The organism is Aquimarina algicola (assembly GCF_006443095.1).
Classification (GTDB): domain Bacteria; phylum Bacteroidota; class Bacteroidia; order Flavobacteriales; family Flavobacteriaceae; genus Aquimarina; species Aquimarina algicola.
Genome location: NZ_VFWZ01000004.1, coordinates 290,127 through 308,259, shown reverse-complemented (window position 1 = coordinate 308,259; position 18,133 = coordinate 290,127). Strand labels below are relative to the sequence as shown.

Below are 18,133 nucleotides of genomic sequence, written 5' to 3'. Positions count from 1 at the left end.
GAGTTAAAGTTTATATGTTTTTTATTTTTCTCAAGTCGAAGTTTGTATAAATAACTAGTGTTTTTTTTATATTTTGATGACATGTAATAATAGATTGAACATCAAAATAAGATTTAATAAGTATGATGCAACTAATACATTTTACAAGTCAAATAAGTGATTTTTAGAATGCACTTATGGTGTTTAATCTATTTTTTTAGTAGACTTTACATAAAGAGAAGTTTTATTTTTTTTATTTCTGATTTTCAGGGATTTATTGCTAATAATGTGTGATGATTTATTTTTGAAATGTTAAATTTTGTAAAGATTACCTGTTTTATGTCATCGTTTAAACAATTTTTTTTTATTAGCTTTCATAATAATTAATTATAACCTTAAACTTTTTAATTTATGAAAACTAAAGCATTAATAATTTGTTTTGTGACAGCAATGATCTTTTCTTTATCTTCGTGTACTAACGATTCAATCGACGAAGAGACACAACTTATTGAAAACCTCAACAAAATTGAAAAAGACGAATTCAAAGAGCAAGATACCTAGAGAGATGTTGGTAGCATTGGGGATTATTGTACTCTCAATGCTACCATTTTTACATGATATTATAACCGAAAGAGGAGAAGGTGTTAGATCATGGATTCCCGTTATTGGTATACAAGATATATTGACGGATAAAGACGGTGGAATCATGGGGTTTTCAACTTATAGGATTTTTTTGTATCAATTTTTCCAAAATCTGCTTATATTTATATCCCTCATTGGTTGGTATATAGCAGCCAAGGGTAAAAGATATCGTTTTGTATTATGGGTGCCAATGCTACAAGCTGGGTATACATTATTGATTCAGATATTAAATGCGCGAACAACAGTTTATAGTAAGCCCGATGTTCGTTTTATCATAACTATAGTGATAAGTATTATTATAGTTTTAAATTACTTTAGAAACCGAAGAAAGAAACTTAACAATGAACAAAACCAACAAAACTCCTTTTAGTTTTATCAGGAAAGGATTTGACCAACTTAAAAAATGGAATGATACTTTTAATGACATCATAGATGATATTAACAATGATAACTTCAAAAAAGTTGATTGGAATGATGTCCTAACAAAATATAAAGAGCTTGGCGCTGGTGATATCGAAGAATTTTCTGCAAATTATTCTTTTGGATATCATCTCAAAAATAATATAGATGATGATATGAGCAAAGAGGCTCTAAATTATCGTATTATTGATTTTTTGAATGCTAAGACTAATAAGAAATAATTTTTCTATAGGTATTCATTATTTTCCATTAAATCCAAATTTTTTGGATATATAGTATCATGATTTGTTATTCTTTGGTTTTATTTCTTTTAATCTAATTTAAATTCTTTTCTGCAAAGCGATTATGTAGTCTTTAACGCGATGATCATAAGAAATTTGTAGAAGCTAACTATATTTCAAATTCAGGCTTTATGCGCAATTAAGATAATTATTCTTGAAGTTGAAAATAAAAAAAGAGATGTGTTTCATACAAACACATCTCTTTTTTTGTGCCCAGGATGGGAGTCGAACCCATACGCCCTAATGGACACATGGCCCTCAACCATGCCTGTCTACCAATTCCAGCACCTGGGCAGTTTTGAGTAAATTGATACTCTAAAACAAAAAAAGTACTGTTATAATGCAGTACTTTTGTGACTTGGCTGGGGCTCGAACCCAGGACCCTCTCCTTAAAAGGGAGATGCTCTACCAACTGAGCTACCAAGTCTAAATTATTTATATTTTGTATAAGAACTTTTTGTTGTGACTTGGCTGGGGCTCGAACCCAGGACCCTCTCCTTAAAAGGGAGATGCTCTACCAACTGAGCTACCAAGTCGTCATTCTTTTTTGTTGAATGCGGGTGCAAATATAGTATCTATTATTTATTTTTCAAGAAGAAATTGATATAAATTTGTTTTTTATTTAAAATAATATGAATTTTTAATAACATCTGTTGATTTATAATAATATGAATATAGTTTTAATTGGATATATGGGTAGTGGAAAGTCTTTGATAGGTAGCGCGTTAGCTTCGATTCTTGAGTTTGACTACATAGATTTGGATGATTATATCGAGAATCAGGAAAAAAAAACAATTTCTGAAATTTTTGATGATAAAGGCGAAATTTATTTTAGAAAACAAGAACATACTTATCTAAAAGATGTCTTGCAAAAGAATGATACCGTTATTTCTTTAGGCGGAGGAACACCATGTTTTGCTGGAAATATGGATTTGATTATTGAAGCAGAAAAAGTAAAAAGTATTTATCTACAGACTTCTTTGGAAGAACTTACTCATAGATTATTAAGTGAAAGAAGTAAAAGACCATTGATAGCACATCTCACTAATGAAGATGATCTCAAAGATTTCATACGAAAACATTTGTTTGAAAGATCTTTCTATTACAATCAATCAGATATCAAAGTACAAACGGATCAGAAAACTGTAGAAACAATCGTGACAGAGATACGGTCAAAATTATTTTAAAACTGCATTATCTTTTTCTCCGAATGTAACAACAACGTGCTCATGTAAAGAAGTTGAAAGCGAAATTCCTTTAAAATCTGCTTTAATTGGGTATTTCTTATGATTTCTATTAACTAGTACAGCTGTTTTTACTCTTTTTAAAGGCACGTTCAAAAAATAGTTTACACCGTAGATTAATGCAGTTCCAGAATTAAGCACGTCATCAGCGATGATCAATGCTTTGTTTGTATAATCAGTGATGTCTAGTGATGTTTTTACAGTATTTTGAGGAGATTTTTTGTCCATACTAATTTTACATAATGTTACTTTTATCTCAGAAATCTCCTCTACGATTGATTTTAATCTCTCTGCAAATATATACCCATTTTCTGCAACTCCAGCGATGATAATTTCATCTTCTTCAACATTGGTCTCGTATATTTGATAAGCAATTCGTTTTATTTTATGTTGTATTTGCTCGTGGGTAAGTATTATATTCTGATCTGGATACATGTTCTTATGTTGTTGCTTTATTTGTAATTGATAGATGATTTGTTATATGTTATAAGTTTCAAATATTAAAAAGAATTGTGTGATATTATAATTTCTAGAGTTTATTCCTCGCTATCATCAGAAGCTCCTTCAATAAACCAATCATCGATTTCTCTTCTATCTTTTTTTGTAGGTCTTCCAGTACCTTTTTTCCTATAATAATCTTTAGAATACTTTAAAAGGTCTAATTTTTGCAACGCTTCTTTTGGAGTGATGTCTTTACGATAGATATCAACAAGTTTTGCGCCAATACGATTATCAGGTGTATCTAGTACCATGAGTTCATAATTTATTTGATTTTTACGTACTGTAATTTTATCAGATGCATACACCTCTCTAGAAGGTTTAATAAGTTCTCCATTTACACGAACTTTACCTTCTTTACAAGCTTTTGTTGCAATACTTCTGGTTTTAAAGTAACGAATACACCATAAATATTTGTCGACTCTCATAAAAACTGATTTGAGATAGGTTATTATATTTAAAAATATGTCAAACAAAAGTACAAGAAAATCGTATCTTGCGCCCTAAAAAAATAATTTAGATGAATGTAATTAAATATATTTCTACTGTTGTTGTACTTATATTAGCACTAAGTGCTTGTAATAATGATGATGATGCTCCTAATTTGGTTCCGCCTAATGATAGAGGAGAACAACAAGTTACAGATGATGCTTTATTACAAAAATATTTAGAAACACATTTCTATACCGTAGAAGAAGTAGATCTTAATGGTGATGATATACCAGATTATGAAATTGCAGTTTTAGATACTATAGCAGGAGAAAATAGTGATAAAGAAGCTTTGATAAATTCTAGTCTTTTGACAACTAAAAAAATTACTAGAAATGATGTAGAATACAATTTGTATGTTTTAAATATTAATGGAGGAGAAGGAGAGTATCAACCAACATTTGCAGATTCTACTTTAGTTACCTATAGAGGACAACTATTGGAGACAGATAACAGAAATGATTTATTTGATAGTGCTGTTACACCTATATGGTTTGATCAAATAAGTGTTATAGAAGGATGGAGAGAGGCTGTAGTAGATTTCAAAGGTGCTTTAAAAGAAAATATTACGGTTAATGCAGATGGTACAATATCTGCTACAGGATTTGGACATCTTATTGTTTTTATGCCTTCAGGTTTAGGGTATTTTGATGTGCCACAAACAGGTATTCCTGCATATTCTCCAATAATATTTAATATGCAATTGTATAGCGTTAATCAATCTGATCATGATAGAGATGGTATTCCTTCTTACTTAGAAGATGTCGATGGAGATCGATTAATGTTTGATAATACAGACGAGGATAATAATCCTAATTTTAGAGATTTAGATGATGATGGAGATGGGGTCTTGACAAGTGAAGAAATCACAGTAAATGATGCGAATGGAGATGGAATCATCACAGAAGATGAAATTACATTTTATGATGATGATAATGATGGGGTATTTAATCATTTAGATAATGATAGTAGAGAAATAAAAAATTAGAAAGAAAAAAGCTCTAGTAAATTACTAGAGCTTTTTTCTTTTTTAGAAGTCTACACCCAAACTTAATATAAATTGATTGGGTCTTGAATCTACTCGTATATCTTCGTCTATAGATTCGGCTCTATTTTTGCTAAGCCCCCTTTCATATCGGATATCTGCATTTATACGTCCTAACTGTAATCCTGCTCCAAATTGAAGCCCGACTGTAAAATCATTCTTTACATCCCGTAACCGTACATCATCAAGGTCATTTTCTACGATATATTGCAAAGCAGGACCCCCAAAGACATGAACAGGCCCAATGAGATTGACACCAAGTAGGATAGGAAGATCTAATTTTTTTACATTGTAATCTAGATCCTGACCATTAACCTCGTATGTGCTATTATTTACTGTATATTGTAATTCTGGTTTTAGATAAAGGTTATCTGTAAGTTTTCCTCTTAAAAATAATCCTACATGATATCCCACTCTGTCGTCTGCAGATATTCTAGATACATCGGCAATTTCAATCTCGCCATTATCTCCATAATTTAATCCGGCTTTTACACCAAGAGCTAACTTTTTTTCTTGTTGAGCTAATAAAATGCTAGAACTAAATAACACTAATAAAACAAATACATTTTTCATTGTAATTAATTTACTTTTTTAAAAATTAATAAAATTAGAGTGATTTTGGTCTTTAGGCTAGTGTATAAAGAAAACGGATAAAATTGTATTTTATTCTATTTGTAAGAAAGTAAAAGCCCTTTTGAAGTATGTTCAAAAGGGCTTTTATAGTTATTGTAGAATTGATTTTACTTTCTTGTCAATACTTTTTGAGCGGCTTTGGTTATAGCGGCAGCATTTAATCCGTATTTTTCCATAAGCTGTTCTGGAGTCCCACTTTCTCCAAAGATATCATTTGTAGCAATAAATTCTTGTGGAGCAGGATTGTTCTTAACTAATACTCTAGAAACGCTTTCTCCTAATCCTCCAAGAATATTGTGTTCTTCGGCAGTTACGACGCAACCAGTCTTTTTTACAGAATTTAATATTGTTTCTTCGTCCAATGGTTTAATTGTGTGAATATTTATAACTTCTGCACTTACACCATTTTCATTTAATTTTTCTGCTGCTATCAAAGCTTCCCAGACCAGATGCCCTGTTGCAATGATAGTGACATCTGTACCTTCTTGAAGCATAGTTGCTTTTCCAATTTCAAATTCTTGATCTTCTGGAGTAAAATTAGCTACTTTAGGTCTTCCAAATCTTAAGTATACGGGGCCTTCATGATTTGCTATTGCAATTGTAGCAGCTTTAGTTTGATTATAATCACAAGTATTGATTACCGTCATTCCCGGCAGCATTTTCATTAGACCAATATCTTCTAAGATTTGATGAGTAGCTCCATCTTCACCAAGTGTTAATCCGGCGTGAGATGCACAAATTTTTACATTTTTACCGCTATACGCAATAGATTGGCGTATTTGGTCATAAACTCTTCCTGTCGAAAAGTTTGCAAATGTTCCGGTAAAAGGGATTTTTCCACCAATGGTGAGCCCGGCAGCAATTCCCATCATATTTGCCTCTGCGATTCCAATCTGAAAGAATCTTTCTGGGTGATTTGCCTTAAAAGCATCCATTTTTAACGAACCTATCAAGTCAGCACATAATGCAACAACATTATCATTTGTCTTCCCTAATTCTTCTAAGCCAGCACCAAAACCAGAACGTGTATCTTTTTTTCCTGTATCTATATATTTTTTCATTTCTTTTTTAGTTTGGTAGATTAATAATCTCCTAATGTTTCTGGATTTTGTGCTAATCCTATTTCTAATTGTTCGTCATTTGGAGCTTTACCATGCCATGCATGTGTATGCATCATAAAATCAACACCATTACCCATTACTGTATGCATAAGAACACAAATTGGCTTACCATTTCCTGTTCGATTTTTTGCTTCGCGAAGTCCTTCAATAACAGCAGACATAGAGTTCCCTTCTTTAATCTCCATAACATCCCAACCAAAAGCTTCAAATTTTGCTTTTAAATCTCCTAAAGGAAGTACGTCATCCGTAGAACCATCGATTTGTTGCCCGTTGTAGTCTATAGTAGCAATTAAATTATCTACCTTATTTCCGGCTGCATACATAACAGCTTCCCATATTTGACCTTCTTGTAATTCTCCATCACCATGTAGACTATATACAAGATGTGGATCATCGTTTAGTTTTTTTGCTAGTGCAGCCCCTATAGCTACAGACATCCCTTGTCCCAAAGAGCCTGAGGCGATTCGAATACCAGGTAGGCCTTCATGAGTAGTAGGATGACCTTGTAATCTACTGTCGATTAGCCTAAACGTATTTAATTCTTCTACAGGAAAGTATCCACTACGGGCTAGTACACTGTAGTAGACTGGTGAAATATGACCGTTAGACAAGAAAAAAATGTCTTCGTCAATTCCATCCATATCAAAATCACTTTTTCGTTCAAGTATTTCTTGAAATAAGGCAACAAAAAACTCTGTACATCCCAAAGAACCTCCTGGGTGTCCTGAGTTTACTTTATGCACTTGACGTAAAATATCTCTACGCACTTGTGTTGCAAAATCTTCTAATTGTGTTGTTTTTGGCATTATGCTACTGATTTCTTGATAATAAAGCCGCAAAAATAAAGGTTTTACAACCTGCTTCAAAATCTATTGATAGCTTTTAATTAAAAAATCAATGTTAATAACAAAATAATAGGGAGTCATTGTGTTGTTTTAAATACGTTGTCGTTTAAAGTGTTGTTTTTTAATAAATTAAATAAAAAGATTTTCAATCTATATTCAACTTAAATATGTTGGCTATCTTTGCCCTCTATTAAATAAGAAGGATGAAATTTGATCTTTTAGGTAAAGATGCATTAAGTAAGGCTAGAGTAGGTAATATAACTACAGATCACGGTGTTATAGAAACTCCTATTTTTATGCCTGTAGGAACAGTTGCTACAGTAAAAGGAGTACATCAACGAGAGCTTAAGAATGATATTAACCCCGACATTATTTTGGGAAACACATATCATTTGTATTTAAGACCTCAAACTTCAATTCTCGAAAAAGCAGGAGGATTGCATAAGTTTATGAATTGGGATAGAAATATTTTGACTGATAGCGGTGGGTATCAGGTATATTCACTTTCTGCAAATCGTAAAATAAAAGAAGAAGGAGTAAAATTTAAATCACATATTGATGGTTCTTATCATGTGTTTACTCCAGAAAATGTAATGGAAATTCAACGCACAATTGGTGCCGATATTATCATGGCATTTGATGAGTGCACACCTTATCCATGTGATTATAATTATGCTAAGCGTAGTATGCATATGACACACAGATGGTTGGATCGTTGTATGCAACATTTAAATAAAATTCCTGTTAAGTATGGATATGATCAGGCATTTTTTCCGATAGTACAAGGGAGTACCTATAAAGACTTGAGAATTCAATCTGCGGAGTATATTGCTAATGCAGGTGCGGTTGGTAATGCTATAGGGGGATTGTCTGTAGGTGAACCTGCAGAAGAAATGTATGCGATGACCGAAGTAGTTACCGATATTTTGCCAGAAGATAAACCAAGATATTTAATGGGAGTAGGTACCCCTATTAACATTTTAGAGAATATTGCTTTAGGAGTTGATATGTTTGATTGCGTTATGCCCACTAGAAATGGACGTAATGGAATGTTATTTACTGCTCATGGTACAATTAATATAAAAAATAAGAAGTGGGAAGATGATTTTTCTCCAATAGACGAGATGGGAATCACTTATGTTGATACAGAGTATACCAAAGCATATCTAAGACACCTTTTTTCTGTAAATGAAATGCTAGGTAGACAAATAGCAACAATTCATAACCTTGGTTTTTACCTTTGGTTAGTTAGAGAAGCAAGAAAACATATATTAGCAGGGGATTTTTATTCTTGGAAAAATATGATGGTGAAGCAAATGGATAAAAGGTTGTAATACATAAAAATTGTTGGTTCAAATAATTAATTTTTTAAAAAGTAAAAACTGTTTACAAGTAAGGCAGTAAAAATTAGCAAATGAAAATACTCGATTGGTATATACTGAAACGATATTTAGGAACATTTTTTACAATGATACTACTCTTTATTCCTATAGGAATCATAGTAGACCTTTCTGAAAAGATCGATAATATGCTTGAGCATAAAGTTCCGGTTGAAGCTGTAATAGGGTATTATCTTGATTTTACAGTCTATTTTGCTAATCTATTATTTCCTCTTTTTGTTTTTTTGTCTGTAATTTGGTTTACATCAAAACTAGCCAACAAAACTGAAATTATTGCTTTTTTGAGTTCCGGAGTCTCTTTTTGGAGATTTCTTAGACCCTATATGATTGGTGCTGTTATTATTTGTATAGGTGCATTGGCTATGGGATTATTCTTAGCTCCAAAAGCGAGTCAGGGGTTTAATGAATTTAAATATACATATCTCAAAAAAAATAAAAAGGTACAAGAAACTAAAAACGTATACAGGCAATTAAATGATAGCATGTATTTATATGCTAATAATTTTAAGCCTTTAGAAAAATCAGCAACCAATTTTACAATAGAATATTTTAAAGAAAATAAATTAACAACGAAAATCTCTGCAAGAAGAATATTATTTAAAGACAGTATTTACGAATTAAAAAATTATGTAAAACGTACTGTTTTAGAAGATAAAGATATTATAGAAAAAGCGGTTAAAAAAGATACAGTACTACCATTTAATATTGACGAATTTACACCTGTGACTTATGTTGCAGAAACACTTAATTATACAGAATTAAGTAAATTTATAGAAAAAGAGAGTAAAAGAGGTTCTTCTGATATTAATAGGTATAAAGTTGTAGCATACAAAAGATGGAGTATTCCTATATCTGCTTTTATTCTTACTGTTATCGGTGTTGCTGTTTCTTCTATGAAAAGACGTGGTGGTATGGGGGTTAATCTAGCTGTAGGAATATCACTAGCTTTTATTTTTATTTTCTTTGATAAAGTATTGGGAACACTTGCGAATCAGTCAGATTTTCCTCCAATAGTAGCAGTTTGGTTCCCTAATGTATCTTTTGGTATTTTGGCTATTTATTTATTGTATAATGCAAAACGTTGAGTTAAGAAATTACCTTCACCTACATTTTATTGTATTCATTTGGGGATTTACAGCGATCTTAGGAGAGTTGATTACTATTGATGCATTGCCATTAGTATGGTACAGAATGCTACTAGCGTCTGGATTTATCTTTTTGTATATTTTTTTCAAAAAAATACCCTTAAAAGTTTCAAAAAAATCATTTCTGATTCTATTATCTGCCGGAGTGGTCATTGCATTACATTGGATCACTTTTTTTGCTGCGATAAAAGTGTCTAATGTATCTATAACACTGGCAATGCTTTCTACAGGAGCTTTTTTCACATCAATTCTAGAGCCTGTTTTCTACAAAAGAAAATTGATTTGGTACGAAGTGTTTTTTGGGGTGCTTGTAATATTAGGGCTTTATATTATATTTAAAGTAGAAGGAGACTATTTTCTAGGAATTATATATGCACTTTGTTCTGCGTTTTTATCATCTGTTTTTTCAGTGATTAATGGCAAACTTGCAAAACAAAATGATTCATCAATGATTTCTTTTTATGAATTACTTTGTGGAGTAGGAGTAATAACTATATACTTACTTGTAAGAACTTTTATAGGAACTACTATAGAAGGATTTAGTTGGTCATTTTTTCAGCTTTCAACTTCAGATTGGCTATATTTATTAGTACTGGCATCTGTTTGTACAGCTTATGCTTTTATAGGTTCTGTGCAGGTTATGAAATACCTAAGTCCTTATACTGTGATGCTTACAATCAATTTAGAACCTGTTTATGGAATACTATTGGCATATATGATTTTTGGAGAGGAAGAAAAAATGAGTCCTCAATTTTATTATGGTGCAATTATTATTTTAAGCACTGTAATCCTCAATGGAATTATTAAAAATGCTAAAAAACGAAAAAGAGGATCAACTTTGCACAACATTACGAAGTAAAGTTTTTATATTTGTCAGCTAACCTTAGTTAATATAAATTAAATTCTTGATATGGAATATCTAGATTTTGAACTCCCCATTAAAGAACTAAAAGAACAGTTCGAAAAGGCATGTGCCATAGGCGAAGAAAGTGAAGTTGATGTTACGGATACATGCAAACAAATCGAAAAAAAGTTACAAGAAACTAAAAAAGAGATATACAAAAATCTAACTCCTTGGCAAAGAGTTCAGTTATCTAGGCATCCTTCTAGGCCGTATACTTTAGACTACATCAATGCAATTTGTGGAGACTCGTTTTTAGAGTTGCATGGTGATAGAACAGTAAAAGATGACAAAGCTATGATTGGTGGATTAGGAAAAATAGGAAACCAAAGTTTTATGTTTATCGGTCAACAAAAAGGATATAATACTAAAACTAGACAATATCGAAATTTTGGGATGGCTAATCCAGAAGGATATCGTAAAGCTTTGCGCTTAATGAAAAGTGCAGAAAAGTTTAATCTTCCCGTAGTTACTTTTGTAGATACCCCCGGAGCTTATCCTGGACTAGAAGCAGAAGAAAGAGGACAAGGAGAGGCTATTGCCAGAAATATACTAGAAATGACTCGTTTGAAGGTGCCTATTATAGTTATTATAATTGGAGAAGGAGCCAGTGGCGGAGCATTAGGTATAGGAGTAGGAGATAAGGTGTTAATGCTAGAAAATGCATGGTATTCTGTAATTTCTCCAGAAAACTGTTCTTCAATACTTTGGAGAAGCTGGGAACAAAAAGAACAGGCAGCAGAAGCATTAAAATTAACTGCTAAAGATAGTGTGAAGCTCAAGGTTGTAGATTCTATTATCAGAGAACCTCTTGGAGGAGCACATAGTGATAGAGAAACCACTTTTGAAACAGTAAGAGATACAATTTTGTCTTCTTATGAAGAATTAAAAAACTTATCACCAGAACAATTGGTGGGAAAAAGAATGGACAAATATGCGAGCATGGGAGTCTTCAAAGACTAACCCCTAAAAAATCACTTATTACATAAATCTGAGGTGTCGAGCTTCAGATTTTTTTATGGTTATCAACAATAAAATTTACTTATTAACAGTCTTTTTGTTAAAGACTGGTGAACATTCGTATCTTTATATTTAGGTGCATCTGTTTACAATTTTTTTACATTCGCAGATATGGAAAAAGTACAGCAAACTCAGCAGATTAATTACGGTCGGGGGAACGTAATACCGCTGGAGAAAGGAAAAATACCTCCTCAAGCAGTTGATTTAGAAGAAGTTGTGCTTGGGGCGATGATGATTGATAAAAAAGGAGTAGATGAAATTATTGATATTCTTAATCCTGATGTTTTTTATAGAGAATCACATCAATATATTTTTGAAGCGATCTATAAGCTCTTTGAAAACTCTGAACCTATTGACTTATTAACGGTTTCGAGCCAACTTAAAAAAGATGCTAAGTTAGAAGCAGCAGGTGGAGATTATTATTTAATACAACTTACTCAAAAAGTAGCGTCTTCAGCTCATATAGAGTTTCATGCGCGTATTATTCTTCAAAAATACATACAAAGGAGTTTGATTAAAATATCAAATGAAATTATTGAAGAGTCCTACGATGAAACTACAGATGTTTTTGACCTGCTCGATATGGCAGAATCAAAATTATATGAAGTTACGCAAGGAAATATTAAACGTTCTACAGAGACAGCTCAAAGTTTAGTAATTCAAGCAAAGAAAAAAATCCAGGAGATTTCAAACAAAGAAGGTTTAAGTGGAATCCCATCTGGCTTTGATAAGTTAGATAAGCTTACTTCGGGTTGGCAGCCAAGTGATTTAATCATCGTGGCTGCCCGCCCAGGTATGGGTAAAACAGCACTTACACTTTCTATGGCTAGGAATATGGCAGTAGGTCAAAATATTCCTGTAGCATTTTTCTCATTGGAGATGTCTTCGGTACAGCTGATTACACGATTAATATCTTCAGAAACTGGATTGTCTTCAGAAAAACTACGTACTGGAAAACTAGAAAAACATGAATGGGAGCAGCTAAATGTAAAGGTAAAAGACCTAGAAAAAGCTCCTCTTTTTATTGATGATACGCCTTCTCTATCTATTTTTGACCTTAGAGCAAAAGCGCGTAGATTATCTTCTCAGCACGGTATACGAATGATTGTTATTGATTATTTGCAGTTGATGACAGCTGGGGGAACAGGTAAAAATGGTAACAGGGAACAAGAGATTTCTACTATTTCTCGTAACTTAAAAGCATTAGCAAAAGAGTTAGACGTGCCTGTAATAGCACTATCTCAGTTATCACGTGCAGTAGAAACACGTGGAGGAAGTAAAAGGCCTCTGTTAAGTGACCTTAGGGAATCTGGAGCGATAGAGCAGGATGCAGATATTGTGGCCTTTATTTACCGTCCTGAATATTATAAAATTGAAGAATGGGATGATGAAGAAAGATCACCTACTCAGGGGCAAGGAGAGTTTATTGTTGCCAAACACCGTAATGGAGGTTTAGAAAATATTAGGTTAAAATTTATTGGACACTTAGGTAAATTTGATAACTTAGATGATTTCAGTACTCCTTTCGAATTTCATTCTAAAATGAATGAAGGAGAAGAAGAACCATTCAATACTAGTCATTTACCTAGTGCGGATGAAGCTTTTGGGAGTAGTATGAACGATTCTGGAGGTGATGATGAAGTACCTTTTTAATCAACATCTTTAAATGATTAACCCCAAAATGTTGATATAGTTTTGTAGAGACTATGTTTATGTTTTTTAAACTAGAAGTTGAATGAATGCGGTAAAAAATTATATAAAATACCTAGTAAGTGTTGGGATTGTATTGTTTACCTTACAATCTTATGCGTCATATGTGCTTATACCTATGGATGCAGAAGAGCAACAAAATCATTTGAAAGCATATGGGATTACATATTGGACACTTAGCAAAAATCTAAAAGTAAAGTGGTTACTCAATTATAGAGGAGGTTCTTTTTTATTACCGGATTCAGAAGAAATTCGTAAAGAATGTAAAATTAGAGGAGTTTCTTATGAGATATTAAGCAATTCTAAAACCGAAAATATTCTCAATGAGATTAACAGCCCTTCTCAAAATATGGAGGCAGTAGTCTTAGAAAAAGCACCTAAGATTGCCGTGTATTCTCCCAAAGGGAACCAACCATGGGATGATGCGGTAACAATGGTATTAACTTTTGCAGAAATTCCTTATGAGGTTATTTATGATAAAGAAGTTTTAGAAGATAACCTCATCTTATACGATTGGCTCCATCTGCATCATGAAGATTTTACAGGACAGTATGGAAAATTCTATGCTTCCTATAGAGCTGCACCCTGGTATATTAGAGAGAAAGCTGCAGCAGAAAAGCAAGCACTAGAATTAGGATATGATAAAGTTTCAGAACAAAAATTAGCAGTAGCGTTAAAAATAAGAGACTATGTTGTAGGTGGTGGTTTTATGTTTGCCATGTGTAGCGCGACAGATAGTTTTGAAATTGCTTTAGCCGCAGAAGGTGTTGATATTTGCGAACCAATGTTTGATGGTGATCCTAGTGACCCGGGATATCAATCTAAAATTGATTACAATAAAACATTTGCTTTTACCAATTTTACTTTAGAAAGAAGCCCAATGGTATATGAATTTTCATCGATCGATATGACAAGATTACGTCGTATTTCTAAAACAACAGATTATTTTACTTTGATGGATTTTTCTGCAAAATGGGACCCTGTGCCAACAATGCTTTGCCAAAATCATACAGCATTAGTAAAAGGATTTATGGGACAAACTACAGCTTATAATCCAAATGAGTTAAAAGCAAATGTGCTAGTTTTAGGAGAAAATAAAACCAATGGCGAAGCCAGATATATTCATGGTATAAAAGGAAAAGGTTTTTTTACATTTTATGGTGGACATGATCCAGAAGACTATACGCATAGAGTTGGCGATCCAAAAACAGAGCTAGAATTACACCCTAATTCGCCTGGGTACCGCTTGATTCTAAATAATGTACTCTTTCCAGCTGCAAAAAAGAAAAAACAAAAAACATAAGGAGCATACATTCTATTTCACTGTTTATAGGGGTCATCTATTTTGCATTTTCTATAACTTTGTTTTTAAATAGAGTAAAAACAAAATTATGGTCAAGAAAGTACTAATGGTTTTAGCAGCTATTTTTATAATTATAAGTTCACTCATTGTTTACGGGGTATATAGATTTTTTAATCCCTTTGGTGATCTAGTAAATGAAGAACTATCAGATTCCTATTTTTATTCAAGAGATAAAGAACATATTATTTATAGTCCAATGGGTAACTGGTTTGAACTGGGTAAACATGAAATGGAAGTTGATATGAATTCTTTTCAGGTTCTTGGAAATAACTATGCAAAGGATAATGACCATGCCTATTTTAATCATAAAATTATAAATTTTGAAGTAGATGTTTCATCTTTTAATGTAGAAGCAGGACGTGTACCCAAAGATAAAAATCATGTCTATGTTTTGACTGATTATTATTCAAATGATACAAAAAATGCATTTAGAATATTAGAAAATGCTGATCCTAGTACATATAGACAGCTCAGTTACGATTTCGCAAAAGATAAAAATTTTATTTTTAGAAATGATACGATTATGAAGGATGTAGATTATCAATCCTTTGAAGTTATAAATGATCAATTCTGTAAAGATAGTAATGGGGTGTATCATTATAAATATCAAAAACCATTATTTAAAATAGAAGGAGTAAATCTTTCAGAAGTAAAAGAGTTAAATTCTTCTTCTTTGTACGATGATAAATATATTTATCTATATGTATATCGTAGAAATTTTGAAGATGTAAATAAAATTGTCAGTATTCCATATAAAGATATTGAAAAAGTTAAGTTCTTTGATGGATATACGATGATGAGAGTAGAGGACAAAATTTATTTCGAAGGAATGATCCTAGAAGCAGCAGATGCATCATCATTTGAAGAAGTTGCGTATGGATATACAAAGGATGCAAAACATGTTTTTTTTCTGGGAAAAATTGTAGAAGGAGCAGATCCAAAAACATTTAGATATGATGATTATAAATATATCTTTCTAGATAAAAATAATAAGTATGAATCAGGTAAAATTGTAAAAAAATAAAAAATAATGGTATTTGATGTAAGGTTAGGTAAGCAATACGACTACACTTGCTAAAATTAACTCATTAGTATAATCATGAAAAAACTAACCTTATTAGCACTTTTGGCTACGGTAATTTTCGCTTGTAAACAAGAGGTCAAAACAGAACAAGAACCTGTAATAGAAGAATCAAAAAAAGAAGAAATTGTAAAGGATAGATCAGCTGATTTTCCTGAGGATATAGCAGCTATTTTTAAAGCGCATGGAGGAATCCAAGCTTTTGATGCAATGAATACTTTAGTTTTTGAATTAGAAAAAACTGACGGAAACGAAAAACATACTACAGATCTTAAAACTCGTCATGCTCGAATTGAAACTAATGTATTTGTATTAGGTTTTGATGGAGAAGAAGCCTGGTTAGAACAAGAAGATTCGACTGCTTTCAAAGGAAATCCTCGTTTTTATCATAATCTTATGTTTTATTTTTATGCAATGCCTTTCGTTTTGGGAGACGAAGGAATTAGCTATGAAAAAGTAGATGATCTTAAAATAGGCGATATATCTTACCCTGGTTATAAAATCTCGTATAATGACGGAGTAGGAGACTCACCAGAAGACAATTATTTCCTATATTATGATGCAACTACCAAAAAAATGAAATTTTTAGGATATACAGTTACATTTTTTAGTAAAGAAGCCAGTGATAAAATTAGCTTAATAGAATACTCTGATTGGAATGATGTAAATGGATTATTACTTCCTAAGACAATTAAATGGAGAGCGTACGAAAATGGTGAAGTAGGTGATGTAAAAAGTGAAAGAAGTTTTGTAAACGCAGAAGCAAATACTGAAAAAGTATCTCCTTCAATTTTCAAAAAAACTTCAACACAAGAAAGTAGTACGTTATAAAAATTAGATGAATTTTTTAGAAAAAGGGTAAGTCAAATTTGATTTACCCTTTTTGCTTTAATTTTTTTTTTCATAAAAATCAAAACTGTTTTTTTATAAAATGATAATTTTTGAAGTATCATAGACTGATGTTTTATAAGATCATCAGATTTTAGAATTATTTATGATAACCATATAAAATTTAAAAGAGATAAAGATTTAAAATTCTATAATTTTACGAAAACGATATAGTTATTGAGTTAATAAAAAATATAATGTATACAGAACTAAACACAAGTAACAGAATTTTGATGGGGCCAGGTCCGTCAGATGCGCATCCAAGAGTATTAAAAGCAATGTCTACACCCTTAATAGGTCATTTAGATCCAGAATTTGTATCGATCATGGATGAGGTTAAATCAATGGTTCAAAAAACTTTTTTAACTCAAAATCATCTCACATTTGTAGTTTCTGCTCCGGGAAGCGCAGGTATGGAAACCTGTTTGGTTAACCTTTTAGAACCTGGAGATGAAATAATTATTGGTGTAAATGGTGTTTTTGGAGGTCGTATGACTGATATAGCAGAACGCTGTGGAGCAAAAGTTCATAAAATAGAAAAACAATGGGGAGACATCATTACAGTAGAAGATGTAAAAAAAGTACTTAATATTTGTCCAAAACCTAAGTTATTAGCATTAGTACATGCAGAAACCTCTACCGGAGCATTACAGCCTATTAAAGAAATAAGTGACTTGGTGCATAATGCAGGTGGAATGTTGATGGTAGATGCAGTAACATCATATTGCGGTGTAGAACTTAGAGTAGATGATTGGGATATAGATGCGATCTACACTGGAACTCAAAAATGCTTAAGTGCCCCTCCCGGATTATCTCCGGTAAGTTTTTCGGATAGAGCAGTACAAGCTCTAGAAAATAGAAAAACTAAAGTTCAGAGCTGGTTCCTTGATTTGAGTTTAGTAAAAAATTATTGGGGCGGATCTAAACGGGCGTATCACCATACAGCTCCTGTATCTTCTGTATTTGCACTTAGAGAATCTTTAAGAATAGTATTAGAAGAAGGGTTAGAAAGCCGTTGGGAGAGACATAATGCTGTACATCAAGTACTGAAAGCTAAATTAGAAAAATTAGGTTTCAAATATTTAGTAGAAGAACAGCATCGTTTACCTAATCTTAATTCTGTCTTTTTACCAAATGGTAATGACGAGGCTTTGATTCGTAATAAACTATTAAAAGATTATAATATTGAAGTAGGAGGAGGATTAGGTGATTTTGCAGGAAAGATATGGAGAATTGGTATTATGGGCGAAAGCTGTACTCTTAATCATGTAAATATGCTGATCAGTGCTCTTGAAGATATGAATGAGTTTAAAGGAGTGTAGTGATATTAGCTTTAAGTTACATTTGTTTTTGATATCAAATACCATGAATATATATGATATGGCTAATTGTTTTTAATTAGCCTATTGTACTTTTAGATTGCGAATA

General features: G+C 32.1%; 19 protein-coding genes and 3 tRNA genes. 14 read left to right on the top strand and 8 right to left on the bottom strand.

What is annotated here, in order from left to right; all coding sequences use genetic code 11:
* The first annotated feature begins 390 nt into the window (after positions 1 to 390).
* The 3 genes from FHK87_RS26285 to FHK87_RS15045 are packed head-to-tail and all read left to right on the top strand — an operon-like array spanning position 391 to position 1,262.
* Positions 391 to 540 (top strand): hypothetical protein, encoded by a 150-nt coding sequence (locus tag FHK87_RS26285; RefSeq protein WP_226294266.1) that lies wholly within the window; start codon positions 391 to 393, stop codon positions 538 to 540.
* Positions 506 to 991, top strand: coding sequence for a hypothetical protein (locus FHK87_RS15050; RefSeq protein ID WP_226294265.1), 486 nt, complete (start codon positions 506 to 508; stop codon positions 989 to 991). The genes FHK87_RS26285 and FHK87_RS15050 overlap by 35 nt, the downstream gene beginning before the upstream one ends.
* Positions 963 to 1,262: a hypothetical protein gene (locus FHK87_RS15045; RefSeq protein ID WP_140594525.1), complete on the top strand. Its 300-nt coding sequence runs from the start codon at positions 963 to 965 to the stop codon at positions 1,260 to 1,262. The genes FHK87_RS15050 and FHK87_RS15045 overlap by 29 nt, the downstream gene beginning before the upstream one ends.
* 270 nt (positions 1,263 to 1,532) lie before the next feature.
* Here FHK87_RS15045 and FHK87_RS15040 read toward each other — a convergent pair.
* The 3 genes from FHK87_RS15040 to FHK87_RS15030 all read right to left on the bottom strand — a co-directional run bounded on the left by FHK87_RS15040 (position 1,533) and on the right by FHK87_RS15030 (position 1,858).
* Positions 1,533 to 1,616, bottom strand: a tRNA-Leu gene (locus FHK87_RS15040).
* A 60-nt stretch (positions 1,617 to 1,676) separates the two neighbouring features.
* Positions 1,677 to 1,749 (bottom strand) — tRNA-Lys (locus tag FHK87_RS15035).
* A 36-nt stretch (positions 1,750 to 1,785) separates the two neighbouring features.
* Positions 1,786 to 1,858, bottom strand: a tRNA-Lys gene (locus tag FHK87_RS15030).
* Positions 1,859 to 1,990: 132 nt separating this feature from the next.
* Between FHK87_RS15030 and FHK87_RS15025 the strand changes: the two genes are divergently transcribed.
* On the top strand, positions 1,991 to 2,509 hold the full coding sequence (locus FHK87_RS15025) for a shikimate kinase (protein WP_140594522.1): 519 nt from the start codon (positions 1,991 to 1,993) through the stop codon (positions 2,507 to 2,509).
* On the opposite strand, the gene FHK87_RS15020 is transcribed toward FHK87_RS15025, so the two are convergent.
* Complete coding sequence (locus FHK87_RS15020; protein WP_140594519.1) at positions 2,501 to 3,001, bottom strand: phosphoribosyltransferase family protein; 501 nt, start codon at positions 2,999 to 3,001, stop codon at positions 2,501 to 2,503. The two genes, FHK87_RS15025 and FHK87_RS15020, sit on opposite strands and share 9 nt — an antisense overlap.
* A gap of 101 nt (positions 3,002 to 3,102) precedes the next feature.
* Entirely contained in the window at positions 3,103 to 3,492 is a 390-nt protein-coding gene (locus FHK87_RS15015; RefSeq protein WP_140594516.1) for an RNA-binding S4 domain-containing protein, read from the bottom strand.
* A 92-nt stretch (positions 3,493 to 3,584) separates the two neighbouring features.
* Between FHK87_RS15015 and FHK87_RS15010 the strand changes: the two genes are divergently transcribed.
* On the top strand, positions 3,585 to 4,541 hold the full coding sequence (locus FHK87_RS15010; RefSeq protein ID WP_140594514.1) for an FKBP-type peptidyl-prolyl cis-trans isomerase: 957 nt from the start codon (positions 3,585 to 3,587) through the stop codon (positions 4,539 to 4,541).
* A gap of 42 nt (positions 4,542 to 4,583) precedes the next feature.
* On the opposite strand, the gene FHK87_RS15005 is transcribed toward FHK87_RS15010, so the two are convergent.
* From FHK87_RS15005 to FHK87_RS14995, 3 genes are all read right to left on the bottom strand, one after another.
* The gene (locus FHK87_RS15005) at positions 4,584 to 5,171 is read right to left on the bottom strand and encodes a porin family protein (protein ID WP_140594511.1); all 588 of its coding nucleotides are present in this window, start codon (positions 5,169 to 5,171) and stop codon (positions 4,584 to 4,586) included.
* A gap of 167 nt (positions 5,172 to 5,338) precedes the next feature.
* Positions 5,339 to 6,292, bottom strand: a complete 954-nt coding sequence (locus FHK87_RS15000) for a transketolase family protein (RefSeq protein ID WP_140594508.1) — start codon at positions 6,290 to 6,292, stop codon at positions 5,339 to 5,341.
* Positions 6,293 to 6,312: 20 nt separating this feature from the next.
* Positions 6,313 to 7,158: a transketolase gene (locus FHK87_RS14995; RefSeq protein WP_140594506.1), complete on the bottom strand. Its 846-nt coding sequence runs from the start codon at positions 7,156 to 7,158 to the stop codon at positions 6,313 to 6,315.
* A gap of 242 nt (positions 7,159 to 7,400) precedes the next feature.
* Here FHK87_RS14995 and tgt point away from each other — a divergent pair, with 242 nt between their 5' ends.
* From tgt to FHK87_RS14950, 9 genes are all read left to right on the top strand, one after another.
* Positions 7,401 to 8,531 (top strand): tRNA guanosine(34) transglycosylase Tgt, encoded by a 1,131-nt coding sequence (gene tgt / locus FHK87_RS14990; protein ID WP_140594504.1) that lies wholly within the window; start codon positions 7,401 to 7,403, stop codon positions 8,529 to 8,531.
* A gap of 80 nt (positions 8,532 to 8,611) precedes the next feature.
* Positions 8,612 to 9,682: an LptF/LptG family permease gene (locus tag FHK87_RS14985; RefSeq protein WP_140594502.1), complete on the top strand. Its 1,071-nt coding sequence runs from the start codon at positions 8,612 to 8,614 to the stop codon at positions 9,680 to 9,682.
* The gene (locus FHK87_RS14980) at positions 9,669 to 10,601 is read left to right on the top strand and encodes a DMT family transporter (protein ID WP_140594500.1); all 933 of its coding nucleotides are present in this window, start codon (positions 9,669 to 9,671) and stop codon (positions 10,599 to 10,601) included. Before FHK87_RS14985 ends, FHK87_RS14980 begins: the two co-directional genes overlap by 14 nt.
* Before the next feature lie 51 nt (positions 10,602 to 10,652).
* Positions 10,653 to 11,606 carry an acetyl-CoA carboxylase carboxyltransferase subunit alpha gene (locus tag FHK87_RS14975; RefSeq protein ID WP_140594498.1) on the top strand — a complete coding sequence of 318 codons (954 nt, stop codon included), beginning with the start codon at positions 10,653 to 10,655 and terminating at the stop codon, positions 11,604 to 11,606.
* Positions 11,607 to 11,774: 168 nt separating this feature from the next.
* Positions 11,775 to 13,316, top strand: coding sequence for a replicative DNA helicase (gene dnaB / locus FHK87_RS14970; RefSeq protein ID WP_140594496.1), 1,542 nt, complete (start codon positions 11,775 to 11,777; stop codon positions 13,314 to 13,316).
* Between the two features lie 175 nt (positions 13,317 to 13,491).
* Complete coding sequence (locus tag FHK87_RS14965) at positions 13,492 to 14,676, top strand: asparagine synthetase B (protein ID WP_140594709.1); 1,185 nt, start codon at positions 13,492 to 13,494, stop codon at positions 14,674 to 14,676.
* Between the two features lie 88 nt (positions 14,677 to 14,764).
* Positions 14,765 to 15,760, top strand: a complete 996-nt coding sequence (locus FHK87_RS14960; RefSeq protein WP_140594494.1) for a DKNYY domain-containing protein — start codon at positions 14,765 to 14,767, stop codon at positions 15,758 to 15,760.
* A 75-nt stretch (positions 15,761 to 15,835) separates the two neighbouring features.
* Positions 15,836 to 16,648 carry a DUF6503 family protein gene (locus tag FHK87_RS14955; protein WP_140594491.1) on the top strand — a complete coding sequence of 271 codons (813 nt, stop codon included), beginning with the start codon at positions 15,836 to 15,838 and terminating at the stop codon, positions 16,646 to 16,648.
* Between the two features lie 254 nt (positions 16,649 to 16,902).
* The gene (locus tag FHK87_RS14950; RefSeq protein WP_140594489.1) at positions 16,903 to 18,027 is read left to right on the top strand and encodes a pyridoxal-phosphate-dependent aminotransferase family protein; all 1,125 of its coding nucleotides are present in this window, start codon (positions 16,903 to 16,905) and stop codon (positions 18,025 to 18,027) included.
* Positions 18,028 to 18,133 lie beyond the last annotated feature (106 nt).

Excerpts from the sequence above, each read along its gene's own strand:
- FHK87_RS26285 (WP_226294266.1), top strand. The coding sequence starts at position 391 with ATGAAAACTAAAGCATTAATAATTTGTTTTGTGACAGCAATGATCTTT.
- FHK87_RS15045 (WP_140594525.1), top strand. The coding sequence starts at position 963 with ATGAACAAAACCAACAAAACTCCTTTTAGTTTTATCAGGAAAGGATTT.
- FHK87_RS15025 (WP_140594522.1), top strand. The coding sequence starts at position 1,991 with ATGAATATAGTTTTAATTGGATATATGGGTAGTGGAAAGTCTTTGATA.
- FHK87_RS15020 (WP_140594519.1), bottom strand. The coding sequence starts at position 3,001 with ATGTATCCAGATCAGAATATAATACTTACCCACGAGCAAATACAACAT.
- FHK87_RS15015 (WP_140594516.1), bottom strand. The coding sequence starts at position 3,492 with ATGAGAGTCGACAAATATTTATGGTGTATTCGTTACTTTAAAACCAGA.
- FHK87_RS15010 (WP_140594514.1), top strand. The coding sequence starts at position 3,585 with ATGAATGTAATTAAATATATTTCTACTGTTGTTGTACTTATATTAGCA.
- FHK87_RS15005 (WP_140594511.1), bottom strand. The coding sequence starts at position 5,171 with ATGAAAAATGTATTTGTTTTATTAGTGTTATTTAGTTCTAGCATTTTA.
- FHK87_RS15000 (WP_140594508.1), bottom strand. The coding sequence starts at position 6,292 with ATGAAAAAATATATAGATACAGGAAAAAAAGATACACGTTCTGGTTTT.
- FHK87_RS14995 (WP_140594506.1), bottom strand. The coding sequence starts at position 7,158 with ATGCCAAAAACAACACAATTAGAAGATTTTGCAACACAAGTGCGTAGA.
- tgt (WP_140594504.1), top strand. The coding sequence starts at position 7,401 with ATGAAATTTGATCTTTTAGGTAAAGATGCATTAAGTAAGGCTAGAGTA.
- FHK87_RS14985 (WP_140594502.1), top strand. The coding sequence starts at position 8,612 with ATGAAAATACTCGATTGGTATATACTGAAACGATATTTAGGAACATTT.
- FHK87_RS14980 (WP_140594500.1), top strand. The coding sequence starts at position 9,669 with ATGCAAAACGTTGAGTTAAGAAATTACCTTCACCTACATTTTATTGTA.
- FHK87_RS14975 (WP_140594498.1), top strand. The coding sequence starts at position 10,653 with ATGGAATATCTAGATTTTGAACTCCCCATTAAAGAACTAAAAGAACAG.
- dnaB (WP_140594496.1), top strand. The coding sequence starts at position 11,775 with ATGGAAAAAGTACAGCAAACTCAGCAGATTAATTACGGTCGGGGGAAC.
- FHK87_RS14965 (WP_140594709.1), top strand. The coding sequence starts at position 13,492 with ATGGATGCAGAAGAGCAACAAAATCATTTGAAAGCATATGGGATTACA.
- FHK87_RS14960 (WP_140594494.1), top strand. The coding sequence starts at position 14,765 with ATGGTCAAGAAAGTACTAATGGTTTTAGCAGCTATTTTTATAATTATA.
- FHK87_RS14955 (WP_140594491.1), top strand. The coding sequence starts at position 15,836 with ATGAAAAAACTAACCTTATTAGCACTTTTGGCTACGGTAATTTTCGCT.
- FHK87_RS14950 (WP_140594489.1), top strand. The coding sequence starts at position 16,903 with ATGTATACAGAACTAAACACAAGTAACAGAATTTTGATGGGGCCAGGT.